Genomic DNA, 17,760 nt, shown 5'->3' with positions numbered 1-17,760 from the left:
CGTCGGTTCAGCCCCCGAGGGTGTGGGCGTGATCCGGCACGTACCGGTACCGTTCGCGCGCGGGTCGGTCGTACCCGTCGGCGCCCGGCCGCTCGGGGATGTCGATCGGCTCGGGGGCGCGCTGCTCGTAGGGGATCTGAGAGAGCAGGTGCGAGATCGCGTTCAACCGGGACGCCCGCTTGTCGTCGCTCTCGATCGTCCACCAGGGTGCATCCGCGTGGTCCGTGGCCTCGAACATCTCGTCCTTGGCGCGCGAGTAGTCCTCCCAGCGGGTGATCGACTGGAGGTCCGTGTCGGACAGCTTCCAGCGGCGCATCGGGTCGTCGAGACGCGAGCGGAACCGCTGCTCCTGGACGTCGTCGGAGACCGAGAACCAGTACTTGATGAGGATGATGCCGTCCTCGACGAGCATCCGCTCGAACACGGGAGTCTGGCGGAGGAATCGCCGGTACTGCTCAGGGGTGCAGTAGTCCATCACCCGTTCGACGCCGGCTCGGTTGTACCAGGAGCGGTCGAACAGCACGATCTCGCCCGCCGTGGGCAGGTGCTGGATGTAGCGCTGGAAATACCACTGGCCGCGCTCCTGCTCACCAGGGGTCGGCAGGGCGGCGACCCGTGCCGAACGCGGGTTCAGATATTGGACGATGCGCTTGATCGCGCCGCCCTTGCCTGCGGCGTCTCGGCCCTCGAAGACCACGACGACCCGTGCGCCGGTCTCGATCACCCAGCGCTGCATGGCGACCAGTTCGATCTGGAGTCGTTCCAGTTCCGCTTCGTAGCGGTCCTTCCGGATGCGTTTGGGTGGTTTGTTCCGGTTCGGAGCCTTCGACATGCTGCGTGTTCCCGCCCGTCCCCGCGAGGACTGGTTCGACGCCTGATCGGCGCATTGGTGCAGTGCTCGGTGCCCGCCCCGGCGGGGCGGGCACCGGTGGTCGCTATTTCAGCGGACCGAAGGTCGCGTCGATGTCGGCGAGCTCCATCTCCGCCGTCGCCTGGATGAGCGCGAGGAGGTCCTTGTCGGCTCCGGGGGAGAACTCCTCGAACCGCTCGGGTGCGATCGTCGAGGGCACGCCCTCCGGAGCCTGCTCGCTCGCGTCCAGCTCGGTGCCGTCGTTGGACGGCGACATGCCCTGGAAGATGCGGCCGGCCTCGGACTGCCCGGCGAGGTCGAAGGAGAACTGCTTGCTCTGCAGCCCCTGGTCCACCAGCAGCTTGACCTCGGGGAACTGCTCGGCGTTGGTCTTCGGGATCGGAAGGGAGTTCTTCCAATTGACCCCGAGGGTCTCGAGCGCCTTCGCGTAGGCGTTCTCGTGCGCCTGATCGCGGACGATCAGGTAGGCGATCGTCGAACGGGCCGTCTTGTTCGACGTCATCTCGTACAGCCGGCACTTCTGCAGGCGACCGGTCGACTCGAGCATGAGGTTGTACATCAGGTCGAGGACGAGGTTGCCGGAGTTGTAGACCCAGCTCCCGTTCCACGGGTTGCCGGCCGCGTCCACCGGCATCGCACCCTGCGCGGCGACGAGGTAATGGTGCGTGTTGACCTCCGACAGGGCGATCGACAGGGGTGTCGCGCCGCCGGCCCCCGGCTGGTCCACCGGGTCGGTCTGCTTGCCCTGGTACGCGGGCGAACCGTCGAGGAGGCGGGAGATCGTGGTGCCGATGAGCTCGACGTGGCTGATCTCCTCGGTGCCGATGCCCTGGATGAGGTCGCGGTAGGGCTTGCCGCTCGGGCCGCGGAAGTTCATGGCCTGGAAGAGGTACTGCATCATGGTGCGCATCTCGCCGAACTGGCCGCCGAGTCCCTCCTGCAGCGCCGCAGCCGCTGCGGGGTCCGGCTCGTCTTCGGCGATCTCGTTGATGAACCGCTGCACGTGGAAGTACATGGTGTTCCCCTTTGATCGGAGTTCCCCGTCGCCGTTCGGCCCGGGCACTCGCGCCCAGCCTGCGCCTGCCGACCGATTCCCGTGGGGTGTGTCATCCGGGCGCCGACAGGCGTATAGTCACGCGCGCGCTGCGATCAGTCCGGGGGCACGATGCCGTCGCGGAGGGCGACGAGGTGGGCGCGGCTGCGGTCGAACGCCGCGGTGGCATCGCGATCCGCGACCGCCTGCACGATGTGCTCGTGGACGAACTGGTCGTGGTCCGTCCCCGGCTCGCCGCTGAGGCGGAGCATCTGGATCATCGCCTCGCGGCTGCGCTCGGCGAAGGTGTCGAACAGTTCGGTCAAGATCTCGTTCCCGCTCGCGGCGACGATGCTGCGATGGAGTGCCGTGTCGGCGTCGACCCGCCCCTCGATGGTCGCGCGATCGGCGTTCCGATGGGCCAGCGCCCCGCGGATGGCGGCCAGGTCGGACGCCGTGTGGCGTTGCGCGGCAAGGGCCGCCGCCTCGCACTCGATGGCGATGCGTGCCTCGACGACCGAGCCGATCGCGGTCCGCAGGACGAGCGCGTCCCAATCCTGGACCGGCGTGCGCGCCTGGAGGAAGTTCCCCGATCCCTGCCGGGTCGAGAGCACGCCTTGGCCGGCCAGCTGGCGGATCGCCTCGCGCATGGTCGACCGGCCCACGCCGAGCTGCGGTGCCAGGGTCGTCTCGCCGGGCAGCTTCTGGCCGATCTCCCACTCGCCGGCCTGGATGCGCTGCAGCAGCAAGCGTGCGACCTGGTCGGAGAGCGATTCGCGGTGCACCGTGTCCATGACTCGATCATAGTCCTCAGCTTGTCTGACAAGTTGTGTTAGCGTAGCCGCGTGATCCCCGCAGACTCCCGACTCTCCACACCCGCCGGTCCTGTCCCGTCCTCCGCGCCGAGCTGGAACCGACAGCGGCACTCCCAGATGCCGTCCCATCGCTACCAGGACCTGTACTCGCGGGTGGACGTCCCCCTCCTCGACCGCACCTGGCCGTCGAGACGACTGACCGAGGCGCCGCTCTGGGTGCCGGTGGACCTGCGCGACGGGAACCAGGCGCTCGCCGAACCCATGGACCCCGAGCGGAAACGGGCCTTCTTCGAGCTGATGGTCACGATGGGGTACAAGGAGATCGAGGTCGGCTACCCCTCCGCCTCGCAGACCGACTACGACTTCGTCCGCCTGATCGCCGAGACCGACATCGCTCCCGAGGACGTCACGATCGTGGTCTTCACGCCGGCCCGCCGCGACCTGATCGAGCGCACCGTCGAGTCGATCCGTGGGATCCGGAACCCGGTCGTCATCCACCTGTACACCGCGACGGCGCTGCTCTGGCGGGAGGTCGTCCTCGGACACGACCGCGACTCGCTCCGCGCGCTCATCCTCGCCGGCGGCGCCGACGTCCTCGAGTTCGCCGGCGACCTCGACGGGGTGCGGTTCGAGTTCTCCCCGGAGGTCTTCAACCTGACGGAGCCGGACTATGCCCTCGAACTCTGCGATGCGATGACGACCCTCTGGGACGCCTCGACGGACCGACCGGTGATCCTCAACCTGCCCGCGACCGTCGAAGCGGCGAGCCCGAACGTCTACGCCGACCAGATCGAGTACATGCACCGGAACCTCGACCGGCGCGACGCCGTCATCCTGTCGGTCCACCCCCACAACGACCGCGGCACCGGGATCGCGTGCGCTGAACTCGCGGTCCTCGCGGGCGCTCAACGCGTCGAAGGGTGCATCTTCGGCAACGGCGAGCGGACCGGCAATGTCGACCTCGCGACCCTCGCGCTCAACCTGCACGCCCAGGGCGTCGACCCGATGATCGACTTCTCCGACATCGACCACATCCGGCGGGTCGTCGAGCACAGCAACCGCATCGAGATCCACCCGCGCCACCCCTACGTCGGCGACCTCGTGCACACCGCCTTCTCGGGGACGCATCAGGATGCGATCAAGAAGGGCTTCGCCGAACACCGGGTTCGGGCCGAGGCCACCGGCAGCCGTCCGGAGGACCTCCCGTGGCGCGTGCCCTACCTGCCGGTCGACCCGGCGGACCTCGGCCGGAGCTACGAGGCGGTCATCCGCGTGAACTCGCAGTCCGGCAAGGGCGGCATCGCCTACCTGCTCGAACGCGACTACGGCATCGAGATGCCCCGTCGTCTCCAAGTGGACTTCTCGCGTCGCGTCCAGCAGCAGGCGGACGAGACCGGTCGCGAGCTGGACGCCGAGGCGCTGCTCTCGGTGTTCGAGCGCAGCTACCTGTCGGCGACGCCGTCTCGGGTCGAGCTGCTCGAAGTCGATGTGACGACGACCGGCGAGACCTCGCGGACGACGATCGGTCTCGTGATCGACGGGGATCGCCATGAGGCCACCTTCGCCGACGTCGGTCCGGTCGAGGCGGCGACCCGCCTCCTCGCCGACCACGGCATCCACGTCGAGATCGTCTCCCTGCATCAGACCTCGCTCAGTGCCGGGAGTGGCGCAGAGGCCCTGACCCTCCTGGAGATCCGCCGCGGGGCGGAGACGGTGTGGGCAGCCGGGCGCCATCGCTCCGTGCTCGAGGCGTCGGTCCGCGCCGTCGTCAACGCTGCGAGCCGGTAGTCACCCTGCCCTACGCTGGGAGGCTGAGGGCGTCGAGGGGATCTGGATCAGTGGAACTGCGGTGGCTGACGGCGCCCGAACACGAGGTCGCCGCGGCGATGGCGGACGAGCGTCGTTCTGGTCGGTCCAAATGGGCGCCCACCGGGCGGAGAGTGCTCTTCCACCTCTATTTCAGCCTCGTCCTCTGGTACCTCGCGATCGCCCTCGTCTCGGTCGGCGTCAGCGTCGACGAGTATCACGACCGTCGCGTCGAGGCCGATGACGTCGTCGGCCTGATCGTCGCCGTGCTCGTCCTCATCGGGCTGCTCGTCGGTGCGTGGCTCCTGTACCGCTGGTCGCGCCGTCCGCCGTCCCCGAAGGCGCGCCTCGCCGAATGGCGGCGCCACCTGACCGCGGTGGCCAACGGCTTCGAGGAGGAGTCGAAAGGACGGGCGATGTTCTCCTCGCTCATCACCACGACGGGGAAGTACAACAACGCCTTCATCACCACGCCGGGACCACAGGTGTATTCCCACCCGCGATTCGTCGGCGACCGGGTCGAGTTCGGCAACCTGGTCGACGACGTGAAGCGGTCGCGGGACTGGCATTACCTGACCGTGCAGCTGCCGGCTCCGCTCCCGCACCTCCTGCTCGACGCGACGACGAACGACACCGTCCGCAGCGACCTGCCGCCGGGCCTCGACCGGGGTCTGCGGATCTCCCTCGAGGGCGACTTCGACCGCTGGTTCCGCGTCTACGCGCCGTCCGGCTACGGGACGGACGCGCGATACGTGCTGACCCCCGACGTCATGTCGTCGCTCGTCAGCACCGCGGCGTACTACAACGTGGAGATGGTCGACGATCGGGTCGTCTTCTTCAGCAGACCGGCCGCCGACTTCTCGTACGCCGCCCCCTGGGTCGCCGTCGACGCGATCCTCACCGACCTCGTGCCGCGGCTCATCACGAGGGCCGAGCGATACCGCGACGAACGGGTGGCGGGACAGGACGCTGAGAGCGTCCTCGAGGCGGCACGGGACGCCATGGAGGCTGAGCAGGTCTGGACCCGGAAGGAGACGGTCGTCGGCGAGGAGGGCCGTCGCCTCACGGTGCGGGCGCGCTTCCATGCGATCTGGGTGGCTGTCGGAGCGGTCAGCTGGCTCGTGACCCGCACGCTGCTGTACATCATCCCGGGTGCCTTCGCCTTCGCGGGGTTCATGTCGGTGGTCGACGGGCGCTAGCCGCGACTGAGTCGCCCGAATCTGCTCGGATCGCCGCCGGAATCGGACAGATCCGGGCGACTCAGCGGGCAGTCGGGCGGAACATCCGGCGACGTGATCGCGTTCGCATCGGTGTGACCCTCACCGCGACCCCTCCAGCGTCGACGATCGACACCTTCGACCGCGCGCTCGCGAGCCTGGAGTGGACGATCCACGGCACCGACCGCGACCGCCTCGCCGCGGGTGTCCCGCTGCGGCGACCGCACACGGCGTCCGGCTTCGTCTACCTCTCCAGCGGGCGCGTCCGCCTCACCGCCGCCGACGGTACCCGCGACCTCGACGCCGGCGACCTCGTCTTCTTTCCGCGCGCCCACGCCACGACGGTGCTCGCACTCGAGGACGCCGAGCTCCTCGACGTCGCCTTCACCCCGCCGGGTCAGCGCCAACAGGTGGCGGAGACGCTGCCCGAGCACCTGTACGTCGCCGACTTCGCAGGGCAGGAGCCCTCGATGGTGGCGCTCATCGCAGGCATGGGCTGCCCTCAGGCGGCTGGTCGTCCGCGGCCGGGCGACACCGTCATCTGCAGCCGCATCGCGACCACGATCGTGTCGGCCGCGCTCCGCACGTGGAACGAGGCCGGCTGTGCGCCGGACCGCTGGCTGCAGCGCATCGGCGACCCGCACATCGGCGCGGTCCTCGACGCCCTGCACGCCGAACCGGGGCGACCATGGACCTTCGAGACGCTCGCCCGCATCGCCATGATGTCGCGGTCGGCGTTCGCCGAGCGGTTCCGCGAGGTCGTCGGGCACACGCCGCGCGCCTACCTCACGACCGTTCGCATGGAGACGGCGAAGGGGCTCATCCTCACGGGCGGCGCGTCCGTTGCTGAGCTCGCCGGTGCACTCGGCTACGTGTCGGAAGACGGGTTCGCGCGCGCCTTCCAGCGCTACACGGGCCTGACCCCGGCTCGCTGGCGTGTCGAGGCGGCGCAGGCCGCGTAGGTGCTCGGTCGGACCGCCCTCGGCATCACCGCGCCGTGCGCGCCGACCCGAAGACGATGCCACCCACGATCGCGGAGATCGCCGCGACCGTGAGGGCCGGGACGATGCCGACCGCGTCGACGAGCAGTCCACCCGCTCCGGCACCGACGGTGATCGCGAGCTGGAACCCCGCGACGACGAGTCCACCACCGGACTCCATGCGGTCGGGGACGAGCCGCCCCATCCACGTGCTGAGGGTCGTGAGCCAGGCACCGAAGCCCATGCCCCAGGTGGTGATCGCGATGGTCACGATCCACGGCTGCCCCGGGAACAGGGTCACGAGCGCGATCGAGATGCCGATGAACGCCGGGACGACGTAGCGCAGGGCCGCCAGGTGGCGGTCGACGAGGAGCCCGATCACGAAGTTGCCGACCACGCCGCCGAGACCGAACGCGGCGAGCAGGACCGCGACACCGGCCGCGTCGAGGTCGGGCACCCGCTCGATCGCGAGCCGGATGTACGTGAAGGCGATGAAGTGCCCGAGGACGGTCAGGATGTGTCCCGTCAGACCGACGCGGATGCCGGGGACCCGGAGCGTGTCGACGAGCGACCGCAGACCGCCGCTCGACGGTGCCGGTGCGACGGGCGGGAGCACGAGCCGCAGCGCTACGGCCACCACCGCGGTGATGACCGCGACACCGGCGAAGATGAGGCGCCAGTCCATGACCGAACCGAGGTAGGTGCCGACCGGGACACCGGCGACCGTCGCGACGGTGGTGCCGGTGTTCACGAGCATGATCGCCCGACCGAGGTGGTGCGGAGCGGACAACCGGGCGGCGATCGCGATCGACATCGCCCAGAAGGCGCCGAGGGCCGCACCGAGCAGGAGTCGGGCGATGAGCAGCATCACGAAGTCGGCGGAGATCGCGACGAGCGCGCTCGACGCCGCGGCGGCCGCTGCGAGCAGGACGAGCAGGAGGCGACGGTCGAGTCGCGGGACGAGGATCCCGATCGTCGGCGCGGTGAGGAAGCCGATGAACGCCGTCGCGGTGACGGCCTGGCCGGCCTGGCCCTCGGTGATCCCGAGCGACGCGGCCATCGACGGCAGCAGGCTCGGCGGCAGGAACTCGGCGAGCACGAGCACGAAGCTCGTCGCCATCATGACGGCGACGGCCGCCCATGCGGTCCGCGTGCGCGGGACGTCGGACGCGGCTGTGTTCGTCGTGGGGACCGAGCCCGTTCGTGGAGCGTCGAGCTTCTCGTCTGTCGTCATGGCTCAAGCCTGCCCGAGACGAGGCGGTCGCATCCGACCTCCCGTCCACTCGACCCGACCGCTAGTCCACCGGAGGCGCCATGCCCTGCCGAGAGTCGCCTGGGACCATGGTCAACAAGTTGCACTGAGTGCATCGGTGCACGTAGTGTACCCACGTGTCCACCACCGCCCCCGCCGAGGATCGACGCGCCGCCCTCCGCGCGCGCCACCATCGCGCGATCCTCGACGCAGCCCGCGTCATGATCGCGGAGCAGGGCATCGCCGGGTTCAATGTCGACGTCATCGCCGAGCGCGCCGACGTCTCGCGCCGCACGGTGTTCAACCACTTCTCATCGATCGACGACCTCGTCACCACCTCCTGCACCGAGGAGCTGGCCGTCGTGATCGAGAGCTTCCGGTCCGCCGTCAACGCACGACCGGCAGGCCCGGGGTCGCGTGTCTCGATGTTCGAGGACGTCGCCGCGGCCCTCCGCACGACCGACATCCCCCGCGTCATCGCCTTCCTCTGGAACGCGCTCGGCGGCTTCGCACCCGACGACTCGCGCCCGCAGCAGCTGTTCCAGGCCACCTTCTCCCGCACCACCCAGGAACTCGCCCACGAACTGGCCGAGCGGAACACCGACGTCGACGAACTCGAGGCCGGCTTCCTGGTGTCCTCCCTCATGCACGGTGTCGAAGTGCTCGCCCATCACTGGATCGCGAGTACCGGCGCCACCACGGACGATGAAGCCCGTGCCCTCTGGACCGACCTGCTGGAACGGCTCATCGCGAGCGTCCGCACCGGCTACGCGTCCACGCACTGATCCGCTTCCCGCTCCGTCCCCGCACACGTCACCAGCACCACCTCCCGAAGAATCGAGACTCCCTTGGCTGAACTGCTGTATCGCCTCGGACGCTTCTCCGCGCGTCGCGCGTGGGCCGTCCTCATCTCCTGGATCGTGATCCTCGGCATCTCGGTGGGTGCGTTCCTCGCCTTCGGCGGCACCCTCTCGAGCGCCGTCACCATCCCGGGCACGCCGACCGCGAAGGTCACCGACCAGCTCGAGGAGTCGTTCCCGAGCGCCTCCGGCGGCACCGGGGCGATGGTGTTCCACACGAAGGACGGCGACGCCTTCACAGACAGCCAGAAGACCGCGATCGGCGAGCTGCTCGACGAGACGGCCGACCTCAAGGGTGTCGACTCCACGGTCAACCCCTTCGAGACGCAGGAGACGATCGCCGACCAGGCGAAGCAGATCTCCGACGGCAAGACGCAGATCGACGACGGCCGCACCCAGCTGACCGACGGCCAGACGCAGCTCGACGCCGGGCAGCAGCAGCTGACCGACGCGCAGACCCAGCTGAGCGCCGCGCTCGCCCAGGCGCAGCAGGCCGCCGGCGGCACGCTCCCGGCCGCCGCGCAGGCCCAGTTCGACGCCCAGCAGACCGCCATCACGCAGCAGCAGACGGCGCTCGACGCCCAGCAGGCCACCATCACCGAGAACCTCGCGAAGCTCGACGAGCAGAGCACGAAGCTCGAGCTCTCCTCCCAGCTCCTCGACCTCTCCTCGGGCATCCGCACCGTCTCGACCGACGACACCACCGCGGTCGCGAACGTCGTCTTCGACAAGCGTCAGCAGGAGGTCACGCCGGAGACGAAGCAGTCGGTCATCGACCAGGTCAAGGAGGACGTCCCGTCGGGCGTCGAGGTCGAGTTCTCGAACGAGCTCGCGCAGAGCCTGCCGCAGCTGTTCGGCGTGGGTGAGGCGATCGGCCTCATCATCGCGGCGATCACGCTGCTCGTGATGCTCGGCACGGTCATCGCCGCATCGCTCCCGCTCGTCTCGGCGATCGTCGGCGTCGGTGTCGGCGTCACCGCGTCGCTCTCCCTTTCCGGCGTCGTCGACATGCTCTCGATCACGCCGGTGCTCGGCGTCATGCTCGGGCTCGCGGTCGGCATCGACTACTCGCTGTTCATCCTGAACCGGCACCGCAAGCAGCTGCTCGCGGGCGTCGAACTGCACGAGTCCATCGGCCTCGCGAACGGCACCTCGGGCAACGCGGTCGTGTCCGCCGGATCGACCGTCCTCGTCGCGCTGCTGGCGCTCAACGTCACGGGGATCCCCTTCCTCGGTCTGATGGGCACCGTCGGCGCGATCTGCGTCGCCGTCGCGATCCTGCTCGCGGTAACCCTGACGCCCGCGCTGCTGTCGTTGCTCGGCCTCCGGATCCTCAGCCGGAAGGCACGCGGCACCATCGGTACGCCGCGCCCGGACGCCGTCCCGACCAAGCCCATGGGCACCCTGCGCGCCGTCGGCACGCTCGTCGCCGGACTCGTCGTGCTCGGTGTCGTCGCGATCCCCGCGCTCGACATGCGCCTCGGCCTGCCGGACGGCAGCTCGGAGGCCGTCGACTCGACGCAGTACCAGTCCTACACGCTCATCGAGGACAAGTTCGGTGCCGGCGTCAACGGTCCGCTGCTCGTCGTCGCCACGCTGCCCGACGCCGCCACCGACGAGGAGGTCCTCGAGGAGCAGGTGCGGATCGGCCAGGAGATCGCCGACCAGGACGACGTGAAGGCCGTCGCGCCGGTGGGCGCCTCGGACGACAACTCCGTCCTCGCCTTCCAGGTGATCCCGAAGGAGGGCCCGAACGCGGTCTCCACGGAGCAGCTCGTCCGCGACCTGCGCGACCTCTCGCCGCTGTCGGGCGACGTCGAGCTCGGGGTGGCCGGCAGCGCGAGCGGCAACATCGACGTCTCGAAGCAGCTCTCCGACGCCCTCCCGCTCTACCTGGCGCTCGTGGTGGGCCTGTCGCTGATCATCATGATCCTCGTGTTCCGATCGATCCTCGTGCCGCTCACGGCGACGCTCGGCTTCATGCTGTCGCTCGCGGCGACCTTCGGCGGCATCACGGCGATCTTCCAGTGGGGCTGGCTCGGACCGGTGTTCGGCGTGCACGACCCGGGACCCATCCTGAGCTTCCTGCCGACGATCCTCATCGGCATCCTCTTCGGACTCGCGATGGACTACCAGCTGTTCCTCGTGTCCGGCATGCGCGAGGCGTTCGCCCACGGTGCCCCGGCGCGCCTGGCGGTCCAGCGCGGGCTGCACGCCGGCCGGACGGTCGTCGTGGCGGCGGCGATCATCATGATCTCCGTCTTCGGCGGGTTCATCTTCTCCCACTCGGCGATGATCCGGTCGATCGGGTTCGGTCTGGCGTTCGGTGTGCTCGTCGACGCGTTCATCGTCCGTATGCTCCTCATCCCGGCGGTCATGCACCTGCTCGGAAAGAGCGCCTGGTGGATCCCGAAGTGGCTCGACCGCATCCTGCCGAACGTCGACGTCGAGGGTGCCGCGCTCGAGCGCAGCCACCCGCATGACACGGCTTCGGTCGCGACCGCCCCGTCGAGCGCCGAGCCGCGGAACGCGGTCGACGGCGCGGAGACGGCTGCCCTCGGCGCCGGCGTGACCGCGGGCACGGCGGCGCACGTGGCCACACCGTCGAGTGAGCTGACCCGTCGGGAGGCGGCGGCCGCCGCCGAGCGGACGCACCCGGCGCACGTGCTCACGACCGACCCAGACCCGGCCGACCAGCAGGTCTCACGGGTGGAGCCCGGGCTCGACGTCATCGTGCACCCGGCGACCGCCGGTGTGCAGCGCGTGGCCGTCGGTGCCTACGTCATCGCGGTCGACGCCGACAACGGCACCGCGGTCGTCGAGCCGCCCGTCGGTGGCGTCGTGGTCGTCCGCGCGCCGAGGTAGCGCGAGCGGGGAGGCGGCCGGTGGTCGCCTCTCCGTTACGGCTGCAGGCGGTCCACGATCCAGCCGCCGTCGGCCGCGAGATAGCGGAGGCGCCGGTGCATGCGGTCGCGGCTGGCGTGCCAGAACTCGACCATGTCGGGGACGAGCCGGAACCCGACCCACGTGGCCGGCCGTGGGACGTCGTCGCCCTCGCGCTCGAGCAGCTCGTTCGCCTGCGCGATGAGGGCGTCGAGGGTCTCCTCCGGGCCGTCGCGGAACGGCGTCGACTGGTGGGCGACCGCCGTCGCCGCTCGTGACTTGGGCGAGCGGTCGGCGAACAGCGCGTCGGACTCCTCGTCACTCAACTGCTCGACGCGGCCCTCGAAGCGGAGCTGCTGCATCGTCTCGCGCCAGTACACCTGGAGGGCGGCGCTCGGGTTCTCGGCGAGCTGCCCGCCCTTGCGGCTCTCGGTCGACGAGCCGAAGATCAGGCCGCGATCATCGAGGGTCTTCACATCGACGGTGCGCGCGCTGACGACACCGACCGAGGTGGCCGTCGCGAGGGTCATCGAACGGGGTTCGCTGACGTCCCGCTCGATCGCTGCGGCGAGCCACTGCTGAGCGAGCAGCATGGGTTCGGCGGGCGGGGCGTCGAACTCGGGCAGCTGCAGGGTGTCGTCTCCGGAGAGGGGTTCGGCGCTCATGTCGCGAGCCTACCCGCGTTGCCCTCGGTCCTGATGGTTGGGGCGGCGGCACAGTCGCCCCCGGAACCGTGGTGTCCTGACACATGGTGCCCGGCCGGGCCGCGGGCTAGCCTCGGAACGCCCACCAGGGAGCAGGTTCGAGGAGAGTGGACACCGCATGCCGTACACCGACACCGACGACGTCTCGATCTACTACGAGGTGGAGGGTGACCCCGCCGATCCGGCGATCGTGCTCATCGCGGGCGGCGGCGCGCAGCTGCTCACCTGGCGCGACCCGTTCCGGAAGATGCTCGTGGACGAGCGTTTCCGCGTCGTGCGGTTCGACAACCGCGACGTCGGCTTCTCGCAGCGGTTCGGTGGTGAGACCGACCTCGACGGCGGGTACTCGCTCGGCGACATGGGCGACGACGTCCTGCGGGTGCTCGATCATCTCGGGGTCGGGCAGGCGCACCTCGTCGGCCACTCGATGGGCGGCATGATGGCGCAGATGGTCGCGCTCGACCACCCGGAGCGCGTGCTGAGCCTCGGCCTGCTGTCCACGATCCCCGGCCAGGACCCGCGCTACATCCTGCACGGCGAGCGGCCCGAGCTGCTCGTCTCGCCCGTGCGGTACACCCGGGAGGAGTCCGTCGCCGCGATGGCGGAGCTCGCCGCACCCGTGCCCGGCGCGCGCTACCAGCCCGACACCGCCTGGGAGGTGTGGGCGACGGGCGAGGCCTACGACCGCGGGTACGCGCCCGAAGGGTTCAGCCGGCAGTGGGCGGCGCTGCTGCGTGCGCCGGAGCGACTCGAGCGGCTGCGCGACGTGACCGTCCCGACCCTCGTGCTCCACGGTCGCGAGGACGACGTGCTGCACTGGACCTCCGCCGTGGACATCGCCCAGGCGATGCCGGAGGCCGAGCTCCACATCCTTCCTGGCATGGGGCACCTCATCCCCGCCGAGCTCTGGCCGACGCTCGCCGCGGGCATCGTCCGGGTGGCGAGGCAAGCGGCGTCCCAGGGCTGAGCGGGCACCGCTCGGCTACGGCATGCCGATGAGCCGCACCCGGCAGGCGAGTTCCGCGGCGAAGCGGACGTCCGGGTCGGCGAGGTCGAGTTCGAGCGACTGCTCGATGCGCCGGATCCGGTAGTTCACCGCGTTCGGATGCAGGTTCAGCTCGGCCCCGGCACGCGCCAGCGAGTTCCGATGGCTGAGGTACGCGAGCAGCGTCCGCACCGAGATCGTGGCCCGCTCCGGCCCGAGGGCGTCGAGCGGCGAGAGGATGTCGTCGAGCAGTGTCCGGCTGAGCGGTGAGGCGTAGAAGTCGAGCAGCACCCGCCGCAACCCGGTGACGTCCGTCGCCTCCATGGTGCCGAAACGACCACCCGCGATGGCCGCTTCAGCCGCGACCCGCGCCTCGGTCGCCGACTGCCGGAGCCCCGCCGCCCCGCTCTGCGGCGTCCCGAGCCCGACGGTGAACGTCCACTCCGGCCCCGCGATCGTCGCAGCGTGCGCGACGATCCGCTCCATCACGTCGCGCAGTCGCCGCTGGTGGTCGGGTGCGCCGAGCTCCTCCGACGCGATGACCACGATCTCGTCGCGCCGCATCGCGAGGTGCCACTGCTCCTCGCGCTGGTCGACGAGTTGCAGCGCGAAGAGCTCGACGGAGGGCGCGAGGACCGTGGGTGCCCGGCGGTCCGGGTCGCTCGCGTGCTTCGGGGTCAGCCACGCCACCGCATGCGACAGCTGCAGCGGCAGGCCGGCGCGGACCGCGTCCATCGCGAAGCCGTCGATGCGGGACGACTCCGCGAAGATCAGCTCGATGATGAGTTCCGCCCGCGAGCGAACCGAACCGAACCGGCCGTGCAGCTCCCGTTGCAGGGCGCGCGAGAGGACGGAGGCGATGACCGGGAGGGCGATCGCCGCGGCCGGGTCGTCGCGCTCGGCGTGGACCCGGCCGATCGGGATCTCACCGATGCACACCGCGTCGGGTTCGAGCCAGCTGGCGCTCGCGTCCTCGACGAGGGTGACCGGCACCCCGAGCGTCGTGCTGGCGACCTCGAGGATCGCCTCCCGCACGCCGACACCCGACGCCTGCTCCGCTTCGGCCGCGGACGCGCTGATCACCCGTTGGATCGCGAACTCGGCGCGTGACATCGCCTCCTCGGCTCCACCGCGGATCGTGCGGTCCATCAGCACGGCGAGGTCGGAGGCGATGCCCTCGCTCATGATGACCGGCAGGCCACCGCGGTCCGCGAGGGCCCGCGAGGTCTCGGCGACGGGGAACGCACCGACGAACACGAGGCCGGCGCAGCCCGCGGCGATGGCCCGGCGGATGGCGATGTCGACCTGGTACGGCCTCGGGACGGCGCCGTCGGGGGTCGTCACGATGGCGATGGAGTGCTCGGTCGCGTCGTTCAGCTCGTCGAGCGCGAGGATCTCGACGCCGGTGACCGGGACGCCTGCAGGGGCGCCGGCGACGCAGCGGGCGCCGAGATGCTCGGCTTGGAGGATGACGTCCGCGACGGTGACTTGGGCCATGAGCACATTCTGCCCCGATTGTGTGGGCCGCGGGAACATTGTCGTGCTTCCCGACCCTGCCTACGCTCGGTACATGTCAACGAACCACCCCGCTGCACGCTCCGCAGCGTCGGCCACGCCGATCACCAGCATCACCCTGGCCGACGTGCCGGCGCTCGCCGCAGGATGCGCCATCTTCGGCACCGGCGGCGGCGGCGCGGTGCAGACCCCGCAGCTCGGCGTCGAGATCGCCCTGGAGCAGTTCGGTCCGGTCCCCGTCAAACAGGTCGCCGACCTCGACGCGGACGACGTGGTCGTCGCCATGTCCGGCATCGGCGCCCCGTCGGTGGGCTTCGAGATGCTCGGCGCGAGCGGCCAGGCCGAGATCATCGTCGAGGAGATCGAGCGCCTCACCGGCAAGCGCATCACCACGATCATGGCGACGGAGATCGGCGGCAGCAACGGCGTCGGACCCGTCGGCTGGGCCGCGAGCCTCGGCCTCAGCATCCTCGACGCCGACGGCATGGGACGTGCCTTCCCGGAAGCGCCGATGACCGCGATGAACGTCGCGAACCTCCCGCCCGGGTACGCGGTCCTGAGCGACGTGATCGGCAACGTCTCGATCCTGCGGCCTGTCAGCCTCGCCTGGCTCGAGCGCCACGCCCGCGCACTCACCGTGGCCAGCGGTGCGATCTCGATCGGCGCCAACTACGTCATGGACCGCGACACCGTCCGCGGCGCGGTCATCGAGGGCAGCGTCAGCCGCGCCGTGCAGGTCGGGCGCCGGCTCCTCACCGCCACCGACCCCGTCGGCGCGCTCACGGACGAACTCGGCGCGTCCCTCATCACGGGCGGCAAGGTCGTCGACATCGAGCGCCGCACCGAGGGCGGGTTCACCCGCGGCTCCGTCACGGTCGAGGGGATCGGCGAGCACCGCGGTCGCCTCACCCGCGTGGAGATCCAGAACGAGAACCTCGTCGTCATGGAGGACGGAGCGGTCATCGTCAGCGTCCCCGACCTCGTCACGATCGTCGACTCCGAGACGGGCGACGCGATCTCCACCGAGATGCTGCGCTTCGGGCAGCGGGTGAGCGTCCTCGCCTGGGCGTGCGATCCACTGTGGCGCACCGAGCGCGGCCTCGAACTCGCCGGCCCGCGCGCGTTCGGCTACGACCTCGACTACGAGCCCTTCGGCGTGAGCGCCGACGAGACCATTGGAGCGACCCGATGAGCGCCGGCGCCAGCACCGTCACCGACACCTCGGGCGAACTCGCGATCGGCATCGACGTCGGCGGGACCAACACCGACGCCGTCGCGCTCTCGGGCACGGGTGAGGTCGTCTCGTGGACGAAGCAGCCCACCACCCGCGACGTCACCGGCGGCATCCGGGCGGCGCTCGCCGAGGTCCTCGACCAGCTCGGCGACGACCGGGGCCTCGTCACCCGCGTCATGCTCGGCACCACCCACGCGACCAACGCGATCGTCAACCGCCGCGACCTCGGTCGTGTCGTCGTCATCCGGCTCGGCTCGCCCGCAGCCACCTCGCTCCCGCCGCTCGCCGGCTGGCCGCGGGAACTGCGCGACGTCGTCCTCGCGGGGAGCATCCTCGCCGGCGGCGGCCATCTCGTCGACGGCTACCCGATCGCCCCGCTCGACCGCGACCTCATCCGCCGGGAGCTCGACGCCCTGGCCGGTACCTTCGACGCGGTCGCCGTCTGCGGCATCTTCAGCCCGTCGTTCCCCGAGCAGGAGCTCGAGGTCGAGGCGCTCGTCCAGGATCACGTCGGGGTCGACATCCCGGTGTCGCTCAGTCACGAGATCGGCGCGCTCGGGTTGTTGGAGCGTGAGAACGCGACCGTCCTCAACGCGTCCCTCTACGCCGTCGCCCGCGACGTCACGAACGCGCTCACGACCGTCGTCGCCGAGGAGCGACTCGACGCGACGACCTACTTCGCCCAGAACGACGGCACACTCATGGCCGTCGAGTACGCGGCCCGTTACCCGGTGCTCACGATCGGTTCCGGGCCGGCGAACTCCATCCGCGGCGCCGCCTTCCTCTCCGGTGCCGACAACGCGATCATCATCGACGTCGGCGGCACGACGAGCGACCTCGGCGTGCTCGTCGACCGGTTCCCCCGCGAGTCGACCCTGCCCCGCGAGGTCGGTGGCGTGCGGACGAACTTCCGCATGCCCGACATCCTGAGTGTCGGCCTCGGTGGCGGCACGATCGTCGACACCGCGACCGGCGTCCCGCGGCACGACTCGGTCGGCTACCGGCTCACCGAGGAGGCGCTGCTGTTCGGCGGCACCACCCCGACCCTCACCGACGCGGCCTCGCTCCAGTTCGGCATCGCCGACCGCGAGCTGCCGCCCCTCGACCGCGCGACCCGCCAGGCGCTCGAGCACGCGCTCGGCGTCGCCCACGAACGCATCGAGTCCGCCGTCGAGCGCATGTCGCTCGGCCGCACCGGCCTCCCGCTCGTCGTCGTCGGCGGCGGAGGATTCCTCGTCCCGGACGCCGTCCTCGGCGCGAGCGAGGTCCTGCGCCCGGCGCGCGGCAACGTCGCCAACGCCGTGGGCGCGGCCATCGCGCTCGCCGGTGGGCGCTCCGATCAGCTCTGCGACTTCGCCGACCGCGCAGCCGCCATCGAGGAGGCAGGACGCTCCGCGATCGAGAAGGCGATCCAGGCCGGCGCAGACCCGCGCTCGGTCGAGATCGTCGACGTGCTCGAGACCCCCGTCTCGTACGCGACCCGCCCCACCCTGAAGGTCTCCGTGAAGGCGGCGGGGCCCCTCGCCCGCATCGGCACGGCGACCCGACAGCGCATCTGACGCACCACAGCACCAGCACCGCTCTCCACCAGCACCAGCACGGCAC

Annotated in this window: 14 protein-coding genes; 8 read left to right on the top strand and 6 right to left on the bottom strand. The window is 70.5% G+C overall.

The window, feature by feature from the left end; genetic code table 11:
• Nucleotides 1–7: 7 nt before the first annotated feature.
• The 3 genes from ppk2 to ITJ62_RS02495 all read right to left on the bottom strand — a co-directional run bounded on the left by ppk2 (nucleotide 8) and on the right by ITJ62_RS02495 (nucleotide 2,698).
• Nucleotides 8–832, bottom strand: a complete 825-nt coding sequence (gene ppk2, locus ITJ62_RS02505) for a polyphosphate kinase 2 (protein WP_194599547.1) — start codon at nucleotides 830–832, stop codon at nucleotides 8–10.
• A 103-nt stretch (nucleotides 833–935) separates the two neighbouring features.
• The gene (locus ITJ62_RS02500; protein ID WP_194599546.1) at nucleotides 936–1,886 is read right to left on the bottom strand and encodes a manganese catalase family protein; all 951 of its coding nucleotides are present in this window, start codon (nucleotides 1,884–1,886) and stop codon (nucleotides 936–938) included.
• 134 nt (nucleotides 1,887–2,020) lie between these two features.
• Nucleotides 2,021–2,698 carry a FadR/GntR family transcriptional regulator gene (locus ITJ62_RS02495; protein ID WP_194599545.1) on the bottom strand — a complete coding sequence of 226 codons (678 nt, stop codon included), beginning with the start codon at nucleotides 2,696–2,698 and terminating at the stop codon, nucleotides 2,021–2,023.
• A 138-nt stretch (nucleotides 2,699–2,836) separates the two neighbouring features.
• Between ITJ62_RS02495 and ITJ62_RS02490 the strand changes: the two genes are divergently transcribed.
• From ITJ62_RS02490 to ITJ62_RS19250, 3 genes are all read left to right on the top strand, one after another.
• Nucleotides 2,837–4,507, top strand: coding sequence for a 2-isopropylmalate synthase (locus ITJ62_RS02490; protein ID WP_194600212.1), 1,671 nt, complete (start codon nucleotides 2,837–2,839; stop codon nucleotides 4,505–4,507).
• A 50-nt stretch (nucleotides 4,508–4,557) separates the two neighbouring features.
• The gene (locus ITJ62_RS02485) at nucleotides 4,558–5,724 is read left to right on the top strand and encodes a hypothetical protein (RefSeq protein WP_194599544.1); all 1,167 of its coding nucleotides are present in this window, start codon (nucleotides 4,558–4,560) and stop codon (nucleotides 5,722–5,724) included.
• Nucleotides 5,725–5,837: 113 nt separating this feature from the next.
• Nucleotides 5,838–6,704: an AraC family transcriptional regulator gene (locus ITJ62_RS19250; RefSeq protein WP_370581787.1), complete on the top strand. Its 867-nt coding sequence runs from the start codon at nucleotides 5,838–5,840 to the stop codon at nucleotides 6,702–6,704.
• A gap of 25 nt (nucleotides 6,705–6,729) precedes the next feature.
• Here the strand turns inward: ITJ62_RS19250 and ITJ62_RS02475 are convergent, their stop codons facing one another.
• The gene (locus tag ITJ62_RS02475) at nucleotides 6,730–7,956 is read right to left on the bottom strand and encodes an MFS transporter (protein WP_194599543.1); all 1,227 of its coding nucleotides are present in this window, start codon (nucleotides 7,954–7,956) and stop codon (nucleotides 6,730–6,732) included.
• A 155-nt stretch (nucleotides 7,957–8,111) separates the two neighbouring features.
• Between ITJ62_RS02475 and ITJ62_RS02470 the strand changes: the two genes are divergently transcribed.
• Nucleotides 8,112–8,759, top strand: a complete 648-nt coding sequence (locus tag ITJ62_RS02470; RefSeq protein ID WP_064296018.1) for a TetR/AcrR family transcriptional regulator — start codon at nucleotides 8,112–8,114, stop codon at nucleotides 8,757–8,759.
• Between the two features lie 63 nt (nucleotides 8,760–8,822).
• Entirely contained in the window at nucleotides 8,823–11,699 is a 2,877-nt protein-coding gene (locus ITJ62_RS02465) for an MMPL family transporter (RefSeq protein ID WP_194599542.1), read from the top strand.
• 35 nt (nucleotides 11,700–11,734) lie between these two features.
• On the opposite strand, the gene ITJ62_RS02460 is transcribed toward ITJ62_RS02465, so the two are convergent.
• Complete coding sequence (locus tag ITJ62_RS02460; protein WP_194599541.1) at nucleotides 11,735–12,382, bottom strand: pyridoxal 5'-phosphate synthase; 648 nt, start codon at nucleotides 12,380–12,382, stop codon at nucleotides 11,735–11,737.
• Between the two features lie 157 nt (nucleotides 12,383–12,539).
• Between ITJ62_RS02460 and ITJ62_RS02455 the strand changes: the two genes are divergently transcribed.
• The gene (locus ITJ62_RS02455; RefSeq protein ID WP_194599540.1) at nucleotides 12,540–13,388 is read left to right on the top strand and encodes an alpha/beta fold hydrolase; all 849 of its coding nucleotides are present in this window, start codon (nucleotides 12,540–12,542) and stop codon (nucleotides 13,386–13,388) included.
• A 15-nt stretch (nucleotides 13,389–13,403) separates the two neighbouring features.
• Here the strand turns inward: ITJ62_RS02455 and ITJ62_RS02450 are convergent, their stop codons facing one another.
• A complete protein-coding gene (locus tag ITJ62_RS02450) occupies nucleotides 13,404–14,903 on the bottom strand; it encodes a CdaR family transcriptional regulator (RefSeq protein ID WP_064296015.1) in 1,500 nt (499 codons plus the stop codon).
• 73 nt (nucleotides 14,904–14,976) lie between these two features.
• Between ITJ62_RS02450 and ITJ62_RS02445 the strand changes: the two genes are divergently transcribed.
• Both ITJ62_RS02445 and ITJ62_RS02440 read left to right on the top strand, forming a co-directional pair.
• Entirely contained in the window at nucleotides 14,977–16,113 is a 1,137-nt protein-coding gene (locus tag ITJ62_RS02445) for a DUF917 domain-containing protein (protein ID WP_085512084.1), read from the top strand.
• Nucleotides 16,110–17,714 (top strand): hydantoinase/oxoprolinase N-terminal domain-containing protein, encoded by a 1,605-nt coding sequence (locus ITJ62_RS02440; protein WP_194599539.1) that lies wholly within the window; start codon nucleotides 16,110–16,112, stop codon nucleotides 17,712–17,714. The genes ITJ62_RS02445 and ITJ62_RS02440 overlap by 4 nt, the downstream gene beginning before the upstream one ends.
• Nucleotides 17,715–17,760: the final 46 nt, after the last annotated feature.

The sequence above is a fragment of the Plantibacter sp. VKM Ac-2876 genome, from assembly GCF_015350715.1.
Taxonomy (GTDB): Bacteria; Actinomycetota; Actinomycetes; order Actinomycetales; family Microbacteriaceae; genus Plantibacter; species Plantibacter auratus.
Note: the sequence above shows the minus strand (reverse complement) of the source record. Positions and strands in the feature narration are given on the sequence as shown.